At 65.2% G+C, this 12812-nt stretch carries 10 protein-coding genes and 2 riboswitches; of the genes, 6 read left to right on the top strand and 4 right to left on the bottom strand.

Annotated elements, in window-relative coordinates; translation table 11 throughout:
- Positions 1 to 65: 65 nt before the first annotated feature.
- Positions 66 to 253: riboswitch (cobalamin riboswitch) on the top strand.
- A 65-nt stretch (positions 254 to 318) separates the two neighbouring features.
- The 4 genes from cobG to cobJ are packed head-to-tail and all read left to right on the top strand — an operon-like array spanning position 319 to position 4559.
- Positions 319 to 1596: a precorrin-3B synthase gene (gene cobG, locus AWB70_RS15885; RefSeq protein WP_053569153.1), complete on the top strand. Its 1278-nt coding sequence runs from the start codon at positions 319 to 321 to the stop codon at positions 1594 to 1596.
- Complete coding sequence (locus AWB70_RS15880; protein ID WP_014250658.1) at positions 1589 to 2215, top strand: precorrin-8X methylmutase; 627 nt, start codon at positions 1589 to 1591, stop codon at positions 2213 to 2215. Before cobG ends, AWB70_RS15880 begins: the two co-directional genes overlap by 8 nt.
- Complete coding sequence (locus tag AWB70_RS15875; protein WP_045453682.1) at positions 2212 to 2940, top strand: precorrin-2 C(20)-methyltransferase; 729 nt, start codon at positions 2212 to 2214, stop codon at positions 2938 to 2940. Before AWB70_RS15880 ends, AWB70_RS15875 begins: the two co-directional genes overlap by 4 nt.
- Complete coding sequence (gene cobJ, locus AWB70_RS15870) at positions 2928 to 4559, top strand: precorrin-3B C(17)-methyltransferase (protein ID WP_200826420.1); 1632 nt, start codon at positions 2928 to 2930, stop codon at positions 4557 to 4559. Before AWB70_RS15875 ends, cobJ begins: the two co-directional genes overlap by 13 nt.
- On the opposite strand, the gene AWB70_RS15865 is transcribed toward cobJ, so the two are convergent.
- The 4 genes from AWB70_RS15865 to cobW all read right to left on the bottom strand — a co-directional run bounded on the left by AWB70_RS15865 (position 4535) and on the right by cobW (position 11103).
- Positions 4535 to 5113 (bottom strand): vWA domain-containing protein, encoded by a 579-nt coding sequence (locus AWB70_RS15865; protein ID WP_053569152.1) that lies wholly within the window; start codon positions 5111 to 5113, stop codon positions 4535 to 4537. The two genes, cobJ and AWB70_RS15865, sit on opposite strands and share 25 nt — an antisense overlap.
- A 107-nt stretch (positions 5114 to 5220) precedes the next feature.
- Entirely contained in the window at positions 5221 to 6219 is a 999-nt protein-coding gene (locus tag AWB70_RS15860; RefSeq protein WP_053569151.1) for a magnesium chelatase ATPase subunit I, read from the bottom strand.
- Positions 6220 to 6224: 5 nt separating this feature from the next.
- On the bottom strand, positions 6225 to 9995 hold the full coding sequence (cobN, locus tag AWB70_RS15855) for a cobaltochelatase subunit CobN (protein ID WP_053569150.1): 3771 nt from the start codon (positions 9993 to 9995) through the stop codon (positions 6225 to 6227).
- A gap of 4 nt (positions 9996 to 9999) precedes the next feature.
- Positions 10000 to 11103 carry a cobalamin biosynthesis protein CobW gene (gene cobW, locus AWB70_RS15850; protein WP_053569149.1) on the bottom strand — a complete coding sequence of 368 codons (1104 nt, stop codon included), beginning with the start codon at positions 11101 to 11103 and terminating at the stop codon, positions 10000 to 10002.
- A 109-nt stretch (positions 11104 to 11212) separates the two neighbouring features.
- Positions 11213 to 11469, bottom strand: a riboswitch (cobalamin riboswitch).
- An 80-nt stretch (positions 11470 to 11549) separates the two neighbouring features.
- Here cobW and AWB70_RS15845 point away from each other — a divergent pair.
- Both AWB70_RS15845 and cobO read left to right on the top strand, forming a co-directional pair.
- Positions 11550 to 11951, top strand: coding sequence for a cobalamin biosynthesis protein (locus AWB70_RS15845; RefSeq protein ID WP_235024264.1), 402 nt, complete (start codon positions 11550 to 11552; stop codon positions 11949 to 11951).
- A 256-nt stretch (positions 11952 to 12207) separates the two neighbouring features.
- Entirely contained in the window at positions 12208 to 12810 is a 603-nt protein-coding gene (cobO, locus tag AWB70_RS15835; protein ID WP_053569147.1) for a cob(I)yrinic acid a,c-diamide adenosyltransferase, read from the top strand.
- Positions 12811 to 12812 lie beyond the last annotated feature (2 nt).

Raw genomic sequence — 12812 nt, 5'->3', positions numbered from 1 at the left:
TTTTTGCGGTTCGGAATACGCTTCGCGTTGCGGCCCGGAAGCGTCCGGATGGTCGATAAAAGCGGGCATAATACAGGTCCGTCGGTGCCCGAGGGTTCAGCCCGAGGGCCTAAGAGGGAACACAGCGAAACTGTGGCTGCCCCCGCAATTGTACGCAGCGAGTCCGCGCTCCACTGCCACTGGTTTTTACCGGGAAGGCCGGCGCGAATGAAGACCTGCCAGCCAAGAGACCTGCCGACTCAACGCATTCGCGCAACGCCAGCCGGGCGGGGTGTACCGGTTCGCTCGACATGCGCGAAGCCCTGACGGGTCACGCTTTTGACTTCATTCGACCACTCACCGCTGACGACCGCCGCGCGCGCATCCGCGTGTCCGGGCCTCATGCGCATCGTGCCCGCGCGCGACGGCGGGCTCGCCCGTCTGCGCCTCGCCGGCGGCGCATTGAGCGCGCACGCGGCGCGGGCCGTGGCGCGCGCCGCGCGGGAGTGCGGCTCGGGCGTGATCGAAGTGACCAATCGCGCGAATCTGCAACTGCGCGGCATTCGCGACGACGCCCACGCCGCGCTCATCGATATCGCGCTCGATGCCGGCCTCGGCCCGGCCGCGGCGACCGGCGACGACATCCGCAATCTGATGCTGAGCCCGCTCGCGAGCGACGGCACGCGCGCGCTCGCGGCGAAACTTATCGCGGCGATGCAGGCCGATGCCGCGCTTCACGCGCTGTCGCCCAAGTTCGCGTTGCAGCTCGACGGCGGCGAGCGCCTCGCGATGCTCGATCATCCGCACGATCTCTGGCTCTCGTCCATCGACGGCGGCGCGCGCTTCGCCTTCGGGCTTGCCGGGACGCCGCAACAGCCCGCGCTCGGCGCCATCGCGGCGGACAAGCTGGTCACGTTCGTTCCCGCCATCTTGCGCGCGTTTCTCGCGATGGCCAGGCCCGAAGAAAACCGCATGCGCGATCTGCTCGCGCGTATCGGCACTACGGGCACTGCGCGTTTTCTCGAAGCCTTCGCCTTCGATACCGGTTTGGAAACATGGCGACGCGCCCCCGCCGATGCCTCGTTACGGCTCGGCGCGCACGAAGAGCCGCAGCGCGCGACATGGTATGCGGGCGCGCAGACGCCGCTCGGGCGGCTCGACGCCAGCACGCTCGATGCCCTCGCCGATCTCGCCGACGAGCACGCGCAAGGCCGCCTTTCGATGACGCCGTGGCAAAGCGTGCTGATCGCGGGCATTGTGCCGGCGGACACGCACGACGTGCTGCGGCGCCTGACCGCACTCGGCCTCGCCACCGACCCGCGCGCGCCGCTTGCGCGCCTCATCGCGTGCGCGGGTTCGGCGGGCTGCGTAAAAAGCCGCGCCGACACCAAAGCCGATGCGCTTCGCCTCGCCCCGCTGCTGCCCGCGCACGACACGCATCAGGTGCATCTGAGCGGCTGCGAGCGCTCGTGCGCGGCGGCGCATCCGGTTCCGGCCACGCTCTATGCCGCCGCGCCGGGCCGTTACGACCTACATCGCGACGATGGAACCGTCGCGCGCAATCTCACTATCGAAGAGGCGGCCGAACGGCTCGCCCGGAGCCATGCCGATGTCTGACTATATCCGCGACGGCGCGGAGATTTACCGCCAGTCCTTCGCGACGATCCGCGCCGAAGCCGACCTGACCGCCCTTCCCGCCGATCTGGAAAAGCTCGCGGTGCGCCTGATCCACGCCTGCGGCATGGTCGATATCGTGAGCGATCTGCGCTTCTCGCCGGGCGCGGGCATGGCGGGCCGGCGAGCGTTGGCGGCAGGCGCGCCGGTCCTATGCGATGCGCGCATGGTCGCCGAAGGCATCACGCGTGCGCGTCTTCCCGCAGGCAATCGCGTGATCTGCACGCTCGGCGATGCCTCGGTGCCCGAACGCGCCCGTGCGATGGGCAACACGCGCTCGGCGGCCGCGCTCGAACTCTGGCGTCCCGATCTGGACGGCGCAATCGTCGCGATCGGCAATGCGCCCACCGCGCTCTTTCATCTGCTCGACATGCTCGATGCGGGCGCGCCGAAGCCCGCGCTCATCCTCGGCTTTCCGGTCGGGTTCATCGGCGCGGCCGAATCGAAAGCCATGCTCGCCGCCGACAGCCGCGGCGTGCCCTTCGTCGCGCTGCTCGGCCGGCGCGGCGGCAGCGCGATGGCCGCCGCCGCAGTGAACGCACTTGCTTCGGAGACCGAATGATGCGCGGACGTCTTTTTGGCCTGGGTGTCGGCCCGGGCGATCCGGAACTGATCACCGTGAAGGCATTGCGGCTTCTGAAGGCCGCGCCCGTGGTTGCGTATTTCGTCGCGAAGGGCAAGAAGGGCAATGCGTTCGGCATCATCGAGTCGCATCTCGATGCGGCGCAAACGCGCCTGCCGCTCGTCTATCCGGTGACGACCGAGGCGCTCGAACCGCCGCTGTGCTACGAGACGATCATCAGCGCGTTTTACGATGAAGCCGCGCTCACGATCTCCGGTCATCTGGAAGCCGGACGCGACGTCGCGGTGATCTGCGAAGGCGATCCCTTCTTCTACGGCTCGTACATGTATCTGCACGATCGGCTCGCCGCGCGCTTCGAAGCGCAAGTCGTGCCGGGCGTGTGCTCGATGCTCGGCGGCGTCGCGGTGCTCGGCGTGCCGCTCGTGTATCGCAATCAGAGTCTGTCGGTGCTTTCGGGCGTGTTGCCCGAAGACGAGTTGCAGCAACGTCTCGAAACGGCGGATGCGGCCGTCATCATGAAGCTCGGACGCAACTTCGAGAAAGTGCGGCGCGTGCTCGGCAAGCTCGGGCTCGACGAACGCGCGCTCTATGTCGAACGCGCGACGATGAGCAACCAGCGCATCGTGCCGCTCGACGAAGTCGATCCGATGGCCTCGCCGTATTTTTCACTGCTCGTCGTGCCGGGGAAAAAATGGCGGGCCTGAGTTCTCCGTTGGCGATCGTGATTTTGGGCCCCGCCGCGCTCGATACGGCGCGGCGCATTCAATCGCGTTTTGATGCAGCGCGCGTGCATGGCCTCGCGCATCGCGTAAGCGCGGATATCGCTTATGACGATTTCGGCGAGCATATGCGCGAGCTGTATCGCGCGGGCGTGCCGATCGTCGCGCTGTGCGCGGCGGGCATCGTGATTCGCGCGCTCGCGCCGTGCCTCGCCGACAAGTCCGCCGAGCCGCCCGTGCTCGCCGTCGCGCAGGATGGCAGCGCGGTCGTGCCCTTGCTTGGCGGCACGAGCGGCGTGAATGCGCTGGCGCGCGAGATCGGCGCGGCGCTCGATATCGCGCCCGCGATCACGACGAGCGGCGAATTGCGCTTCGGCCAGTGTCTGCTCGCGCCGCCCGAGGGTTACGCGCTCGCGGATATCGAGCAAGGCAAGCGCTTCGTGTCGGACTTGCTTGCGGGAGCAACGACGCGCATCGAAGGCGGCGCGCCGTGGCTCGACGCGGCCGCCCTGCCCCTCGCGGACGATGCGCGTCTCACGGTGCGCATCACGCCGCACACGGTGGACGACGAACACAGCCTCGTGATTCATCCGCGCTGCGTGCTGGCCTGGATCGACGACGATACCGGCATCGTGGAACGCGTGCGTATCGCCTTGCGCGAACGAGGGCTGTCGCCGCTGGCGCTTGCGGCCCTGGTCGCGCCCGTGCATCTGATGACCTCGGCATCGCTCGCCGATGCCGCGCGTGCGCTGGATCTGCCTCTACGCTTCTCCGATGCCGCGCCGTTCGATAGCGACGACGGCATCGCGTTGCAGGTCCACGATGCGCCCGTCGATGCGCAGTCGATAGGCCGCGCGCGCGGCACGCTGACCGTCATCGGGCTCGGCCCCGGCAACGCGGAGTCGATGACGCCCGCCGCGCGCGCCGCGCTCGACACTGCGCAAGACGTGCTCGGCTACGAGACTTATGTGCGCATGGCGGGCCCGTTTCGCGACGATCAGCGCGTGCACATCACCGACAACCGCGAGGAACTGCAGCGCGCGCGCCACGCGTTCGAACTGGCGAGCGAAGGGCGGCGCGTGGTCGTGGTGTCGTCGGGCGATCCGGGCGTCTTCGCGATGGCCGCGGCCGTGCTCGAAGCGCTCGACCGCGCCTACGCATCGCAGCCCGCATGGCGCGCGGTGAAACTCGCGATCCTGCCGGGCGTGTCGGCATCGCTCGCGACGGCCGCGCGCGCGGGTGCGCCGCTGGGCCATGATTTCTGCGTGCTGTCGCTATCGGACAACCTGAAACCGTGGAGCGTGATCGAGAAACGTATCGCGCATGCTGGCGAAGCGGATCTCGTGATGGCCTTCTATAACCCGCTGTCGAAGGCGCGGCCGTTGCAGTTCGATCGTGCTATAGACATCGTGAAGCGTTATCGGAAACCGCAGACGCCCGTGGTGCTGGGAAGGGATATCGGGCGTCCGGCCGAGGCCTTGCGGGTCGTGACGCTCGGCGAGCTGAAAAGCGAGTGGGTCGATATGCGGACGATGGTGATCGTCGGCTCATCGACCACGCGCGTGGTGGGCGACTGGGTTTATACGCCGCGCTGGTACGAGTAGGACAGCGCGTCATCGGCGGTGACGTATTGCGCGTTCCAGTCGCTAGCGAAGCGCTTGCCGCGCCCCGCCCGTATCGCACCTTCCTCGAAATCCACCACGACGATTTCATCCGCCGATGCAGGCGCGTCGGGCCGCTCGTTCGTGCGGCCATCGGTCAGCACCCACAGCCAGCGTTTCTGCGAAGGCCTGCGCCTCGCCGCGCGTTCGAGCACCGTCGCCGCACTCGCCAGGCCGAGCGCGAGCGGCGTTCCTCCGCCGCCGCCGATCGGCGCAACCCATCGCTCGTTGAACCAATGCGCCGCGCCCGGCTGACGACGCACCTCCGCACGCCCGCCGCCGAAGCACACGAGCGCGATCTGCGCGCGCTCGCGGTAAGCCCGGTCGAACAACGCGACGAGCATCCCTTTCGCGCGCGCGAGCCGCTCGCCGGCGAGCATCGAACCGGAGCAATCGAGCACGAAGCAATGCAGTTGCGCGCCCTCGCCCTGCGTGCGGCGATAGCGCAGATGCCGCGCATCGAGCGGCGCGGAACGCTTCGCGCGCAGCGTCGCCATCCAGTCGATGGACGCGCCCTGTTCGCCTTCACGCGACGCGAAACGGCCCGTGTTCCACCGAAGGCGATGCCCTGTGTCGAAGGCATCCGCGTCGCGCCTTCGATGGCTCAGGCTTTTTTTGCGGCGAGCGGCCTCACCGATTTGACGTGCGCGGTTCCCGCCGGCTCGGGCGGCATGTAACCCCAATCCCCGTCGCCTTTGTTTGTATCGCCCGGTGTCGGATCAGCCGTGTTTTGCGGCGATTCCGAACCGGCTTGCGCTTCACGACGCCGATGCTTCAACACGGCATCGGCGACGCGTTCGACATGCGTCACTGAGACACTTGATGCGCCTTCGAGCGCCGCCAACGCCCGCGCTGCACGCAGCATCACGATATCCGCGCGCAAGCCATCGACATGCGCCTCGATGCAAAGGTCGCTCACGCGCGCATGAACGGCATCGTCGAAATCGAATGTGGAGAGCGACGCGCGCGCCGCGTGAATGCGCTCGACCAGGGAAGCCTGTTCGTCTGCATGCCGTTCGCGAAATGCTTCGGCATCCATATCGAATTCAAGGCGCGCTTTCACGATGCGCTGCCGCACGCTCGCATCGAAATGATTGCTCATCTCGACCGCAAGCCCGAAGCGATCCAGCAACTGCGGACGCAAGTCGCCCTCTTCCGGATTCATCGTGCCGATCAGGACGAAGCGCGCGTCATGCTGATGCGAGATGCCATCGCGCTCGATGATATTCACCCCGCTCGCCGCGACGTCGAGCAACTGATCGACGAGCGGATTCGGCAGCAGATTGACCTCGTCGACATAGAGCACGCCGAGATGCGCTTTCGCGAGCAGGCCCGGAGAAAAGCGCACCGCGCTATCGCGCAATGCGCTTTGAATATCCAGCGTGCCAATGAGTTGCTCCTCGCTTGCGCCGAGCGGCAGCGTCACGAGCCGACCTTCGGGCAGCAACTCGGCGAGCGCGCGCGCCGCCGTCGATTTCGCCGTGCCGCGCGGCCCGCTGACGAGCACGCCGCCGATCGACGGATCGACCGCCGCAAGCAAGAGCGCCTGCTGCAAGGGCGCTTGCGCAACGAGCGCGGAGAAAGGAAACACGGAAGATGACATGGATGCTATCGGCCTTCGATTCGCTGTTCGACATCGAGCAGATGGCGTTCCACCTGCTCGCGATAACCCGCCGGCTCACGCCACAAGCCACGCTCCATCGCTTCGAGCAGGCGCTCGCAGATCGATTGCAGCGCGTGCGGATTGTGCTCGGCGATGAACGCGCGCGTGCCGGCATCGTTCACGTAGGCATCGGTGACGAGCGCGTATTGATGATCCGACACGACGCGCGCGGTCGCATCGTAGCCGAAGAGATAATCGACGGTCGCCGCCAGCTCCGACGCGCCCTTGTAGCCATGCCGCTTCACGCCGTCGATCCACTTCGGATTCACGACGCGCGCACGCACCACGCGCGCGATTTCCTCGTTCAGCGTGCGCACGCGCGGCGCGGCGGGATTGCTATGGTCCGCGTTATAAGTCTGCGGCTGCACGCCCGACAGATAACGCACGGCCGCGACCATGCCGCCCTGAAACTGGTGATAGTCGTTGGAATCGAGCAGATCGTGTTCGCGATTGTCCTGATTCTGCACCACGACATCGAGCGTGGAAAGCCGCGCACCGAAGCTCGCGCGCGCTTCCACGCCATCGCCGGATTGCGAATACGCGTAACCGCCCGTGCTTTGATAAGCCGCCGACAAATCGGCGTCGGTCTGCCATTGCCGCGCGTCGATCAGTTCCTGCAAGCCTGCGCCATAGGCGCCCGGTTTCGTGCTGAACACGCGCCATCCCGCACGACGCCGCGCCTCCTTCGCATCGATGCCGCGCGAGATGAGTTCGTCGCGCTCGCGAAGAATGCGCGCGCGAATCGGGTTGACGTCGTCGGGCTCGTCGTCGAGTTCGGCGACGGCTTGCACCGCCGCATCGAAGAGATGCATGAGATTCGCGAACGCATCGCGAAAGAAGCCCGACACGCGTAGCGTCACATCAATGCGCGGACGATTGAAAATGGAAATCGGCAGGATCTCGAAGTCGGTCACGCGATGACTACCCGCGGCCCATTTCGGCCGCACGCCGATCAACGCGAAGGCCTGCGCAATATCGTCTCCGCCGGTGCGCATCGTCGCCGTGCCCCACACGGACAAGCCGATCGCGTGCGGGAAATCGCCGTGATCCTGCACATGACGTTCGACCAGCGCATGCGCCGACTTGACGCCGAGCGACCAGGCGGCCTGCGTCGGCAATGCGCGCGTATCGACGGAATAGAAGTTGCGGCCCGTGGGCAAGACATCGGGCCTGCCGCGCGATGGCGAGCCGCTCGGGCCTGGCGGCACGAAACGTCCTTCCAGACCGCGTTTGAGTTGCATCAGTTCCTGCGGTCCGCATGCATCGAGCCGCGGCAGCACGTCGCCGCGCAAGCGTTCGAGCACACACGCCGAATGCGGACCGGGCGCGGCGGCATCATCGTTGGATAGCAATTGCATGGCGAACGATTCGAGGCGCTCGCGCGTATCGCCATGATGACGCCACGGCACATCGATGATATCGGCGAGCGCTTGCGGGCGCGGCCCATTCCACGGCGCGGCCCAGTCGGCGTCGAGCGGATCGAAGTCATCAGGCAATTGCAGATCGCGCGCAAGGGCCGCGATGAGACTCGCGTTCGCGCCCTGACCGTCGCCCACAGGAAAGCGCCCGAGCGCAAGCAAGGTATCGCGCCGTTGCACGCCTTGCGGCGAAACGCCGAACACATGCAAGCCGTCGCGAATCTGCGCTTCCTTCAACTCGCAAAGGTAAGCATCGGCACGCGTGAGCAAGGCATCTTCGCCGGCCACATCGCGCGGCGCATCGAGGCCGAGTTCTTCGTGAAGGCTGTTCTCGACGATGTTCTCGAGGATCGATTTGCGCAACAGCTTCGCGCGGCGCGCATCGACCATCAGCGCTTCGTAGTATTCGTCGACCTGACGTTCGAGATCCTGCAACGGCCCGTAGTTCTCGGCGCGCGTGAGCGGCGGCATCAGATGATCGATGATCACGGCCTGCGCGCGGCGTTTCGCCTGACTGCCTTCGCCCGGATCGTTCACGATGAACGGATAGAGATGCGGCATCGGTCCGAGAATCGCATCGGGCCAGCACGACGACGACAACGCGACGCTCTTGCCCGGCAGCCATTCGAGATTGCCGTGCTTGCCGACATGCACGAGCGCGTCGGCCTCGAAGCGCAGCCGCAACCAGAAATAAAACGCGAGATACGAATGCGGCGGAACGAGTTCGGCGTCGTGATAACTGGCGTAATCGTTGCGCTCGCGCGAGCGCGACGGCTGAATGCCGATAAAGACCTGACCGCAGCGATAACCCGCGATCATGAAGCGGCCGCGCCGCACCGTCGGATCGTCTTCGGGCGCGCCCCAGGCTGTTTCGAGTGCGATGCGCGCATCGGCGGGCAGCGCGCGATACGCTTCGCGATAGTCTTCGAGCGACAGACTTTGCAACGCGGGCCGCAGATCGCGCACGACGGCATCGTTGGTCACGCCTTCGGTCAGCGCGGCGATGAGCGCATCGCCATCCGCGGGTATCGTGCCGACGCGATACGCTTCGCGCGCGAGCATCGACAGAATGCCGATGGCCGACGCGGGCGTGTCGAGGCCCACGCCATTGCCGATGCGCCCTTCGCTTGCCGGATAGTTCGCGAGCACGAGCGCGATGCGCTTTTGCGCATTCGGCGTGTGACGCAGCGCGCACCAGCGGCGGCTCAGTTCCGCGACGAAACGCACGCGTTCCGCATCGGCCTGATAGCGTACGACATCCACTTGCGTGTGCTTGCAGTGATACGCGAGGCCCTTGAAACTGACCGCCCGCGTGATGATGCGGCCATCGACTTCGGGCAGCGCAATATGCATGGCAATGTCGCGCGAATTCAGGCCGTGATTGTCCTTGAGCCAGTCGTCGCGGTTGCCGCCGCTCAGAATGACTTGCAGCACCGGCGCATCGCCCGCGACTTCGAATACTTCGTCTTCGCCGATCACACTGGCCGCGAACGCCGTCGTATTCAAGACGAGCGACGCGCGATGCTCGGCGCACAAACGCTCGACCACTTCGCGGCTCACGCTTTCCTTCAGCGACGAAATCGCGATCGGCAGCGGGTTCAACCCTTCTTCTTCGAGCGCTTCGATGAGCGCGTCGAACACGGCGGTGTTGCCCGCCTGCAAATGCGCGCGATAGAACAACAGGCCGACGACAGGCGCGTCTTGCGTCCAGCGCGCCTGCCAGTCGTCGATGACGGCAATATCGCGCTCCGGATGATAAATCGCGACCGCGGGCAACGGACTCGGCGACTGCGGCGCGCGTCCGAAGCCGAATGCGCGATGTGCAATGCTGCGCAGAAATTCTTCCGCGTTGCGCGCGCCGCCTTCGCGCAGATAGCGCGACAGCTCGCGGCAGAACGGCGCGTCCGCGGTGCTTTTCGCCGTCAGGTTGGGGTCTTCGGCGAGATCGCCCGAGAACATCGCGAGCAGTTGCTTTTCCTGCTTCGCCAGCGCGACGAGCCGCTCGATGCCATACGGCCAGTATGATTCGCCGCCGAGATGATCGACGATCACGACCTGCGCGTGCCGCAATACATCGTCGATATAAAAGTCGACGGACGCGGGCTGACGCAGAAACGACTGATTTACGAGCCGCACTTCGGGAAAGCCCGCTTCCAGACGCGGAAACACGCTTGCGAGCAAGGCGAGCGTCGTATCGGCGGAACTGAGCACGACGATCGGCGCGCGCGTCTGATCGATGCGCATGACGCCCTGCGCGTCGTCGACGAAGCCCCCCGGTGTCGTGCGAAGCAGATGCATCGCGTCAGGCCTGCACGGGCGCGCTCGCGAGCGCGGCGTCGAACGCGCGTTGCAACGTGTCGCGATCGAGATCTTCGCCGATCAGCACGAAGCGGCTTTCGGTCTTCGCATCCTTCAGTTCATTCAGTTCATTCACGTTCCAGCGCCGGTCGAAATAACTGTCGAAGCGCCGCCCTACACCTTGCACGACGAGCCGCATCGCCGCGCCGGGCAACGCGGCGAAACCCTTCACGCGATAGATCGTGTGATGCTCGACGAGCGCATGCAGCGCCGCGATAGCCTGCTCGCGCGATTCGACGCGGCCATGCACGACGACCGAATCGAATTCGTCATGGTGATGGTCCGCATGACCTGCATCGTCGGGCGAGCCGTGATGATCGTGCCGCAGGTGAATGGTTTCCTCCGATGCCGATTCGAGCCCGAGCAGCGTATGCGCATCGAGCTGACCCATATGCGCGGGCACGATCTTCACTTCGGGCGGAATTTCGGGGCGCACGAGCGCCACGACCTTTTGCAGCGCATCGTCGTCCATGAGATCGGTCTTGTTGACGATGACGAGATCCGCCGACGAAAGCTGATCCTCGAACAACTCGTGCAGCGGAGATTCGTGATCGAGATTCGGGTCCGCTTTGCGCTGCGCATCGACCGCGACGGGATTGGCCGCGAACTGGCCGCTCGCGGCGGCGGGGCCATCGACCACGGTCACGACCGCATCGACGGTGAACGCGTTCCTGATCGACGGCCAGTTGAACGCCTGCACGAGCGGCTTGGGCAACGCGAGCCCCGACGTTTCGATCAGCACGTGATCGATGCTGTCGCGCCGCTCGACGAGTTGCTCCATGACCGGATAAAACTCTTCCTGCACCGTGCAGCACAGGCAGCCATTCGCCAGCTCATAAAGATTGCGATCGGCGGAACCGGCCTCGTCGTCGCAGCCGATGCCGCAACCCTTCAGGATTTCCCCGTCGATGCCAAGCTCGCCGAATTCGTTGACGATGACGGCGAGACGTTTTCCCTGCGCGTGGGAGAGGATATGCCGCATCAACGTGGTCTTGCCGCTGCCGAGAAAGCCGGTCACGACCGTGACGGGGATCTTGCGGGTTTGCATCGTAGCTCCGTGGCGGATGAAGCGTGAAAGTCGGCGCGATGCGTTGCGGGACCGCGTGCGTCGTGCCGCGCTTCGATGGATCATGGACCGCGCCGCATCCCCGCGGCATCGATCCCTCTGAAGTCTGGCCGGTATCCGGGCTGACGATGACGCCGCTTCGCCTTCCCGCGCGTTTTCGCGCAGTGGCTTCGAAGCCGGCTTCCCGCACACGCGATGAAAAACACCGTGCGCGCGGGGAATCGCTTACCGTTGCGGGGGCAGCGCAGGTTGACGTCCGTTCGATCGGCCGAATGGAACGCGCCCTGCTTCCCGTTTAACTGCGCGCGAGAGAATCCGCGTGCGAGCACCAAAACTGCGTGAAAGTCTAGAGCCGGCGGGGCCGAGCGTCAAGAAAAGGCGGACAGGCGTTGTATCATCTTCGGTCTTTACGGGAGGCCGGTTTCGTCATGGAGCAGAGCATCATGCGGCTCGCGATCGGCATCGGCTGCAGGCGCGGTGCGAGCGCGGATTCGATCGAGCGAGCGGTGCGCATCGCGCTCGGCGCGCATGATTTCGGCGCGATCGCCATCGTCGCGAGCATCGATGCGAAAAGGGAAGAAGCGGGGTTGCTCGCGTTCTGCGAGCGCCATCGCGTGCCGCTCGCCTTCTTTACCGCCGATGAAATCGCCCAGGCGCCGCGCACCGCGATTTCATATCATGCGCGACAAGCAATGAACGTCGATGGCGTATGCGAGCCGTGCGCGCTGCTCGCGGGCAACGCGGACACGCTCATCGCGCCAAAAACGATCTATTGCGGCGTAACCGTCGCGATTGCAAGGGCGCGCGATTTCTCTGCGGACGGAACATGAAGAGCGGCTTGCTCATCGCCCGCGGTGCTTCGTTTGCAGCGGACTTTTTCTGGGCTCGCGCTTTGAACATGTCCTTGCAGACGTAGACGAGTAAGACGAGCGCAATGAGTTCCATATATAAGTAGATCGCGTCCATTTCCTTGCTCCTCGAATCGGTTGCTGCATGGTTTCATGATGCACACCGATTGTTAGCGCCGAGTTAGCACGCGAAGTTATCTAGGGTACGATACGGCCCTTCCTTCACACTGGAGATCATGTGAAAACCGATACCGAATCGCATCTGCGCATGACCCAGCGTCGCAAAGAAGGGCACGAGAAAAAGCAGGCCGCGGCCGATCACGAGAAAGGTCTGTTGATCGTCAACACCGGCAACGGCAAGGGCAAGACCACGGCGGCTTTCGGCATGGCCGTGCGCGTGCTCGGTCACGGCATGAAGCTCGGCGTCGTGCAGTTCATCAAAGGCGCGCTGCACACGTCGGAGCGCGATTTCCTCGGCGCGATCGCGCAATGCGATTTCGTCACGATGGGCGACGGCTACACCTGGAACACGCAGAACCGCGAAGCCGATATCGCCACCGCGCGCAAAGGCTGGAACGAAGCGCGGCGCATGATCGAAAGCGGCGAGTATCAAATGGTCGTGCTCGACGAACTGAACACCGTGCTCAAGTACGAGTATCTGCCGCTCGACGAAGTGCTCGGCGTATTGAAGTCACGGCCCGCGATGCTGCATGTGGTCGTAACGGGCCGTCACGCGCCGGACGTCCTCATCGAACTCGCCGATCTCGTCACGGAGATGCGCCTCGTGAAGCATCCGTATCGCGAGCAGGGCGTGAAAGCGCAACGCGGCGTCGAATTCTGAAC

Source organism: Caballeronia cordobensis (assembly GCF_001544575.2).
Lineage (GTDB): Bacteria > Pseudomonadota > Gammaproteobacteria > Burkholderiales > Burkholderiaceae > Caballeronia > Caballeronia cordobensis.
Note: the sequence above shows the minus strand (reverse complement) of the source record. Positions and strands in the feature narration are given on the sequence as shown.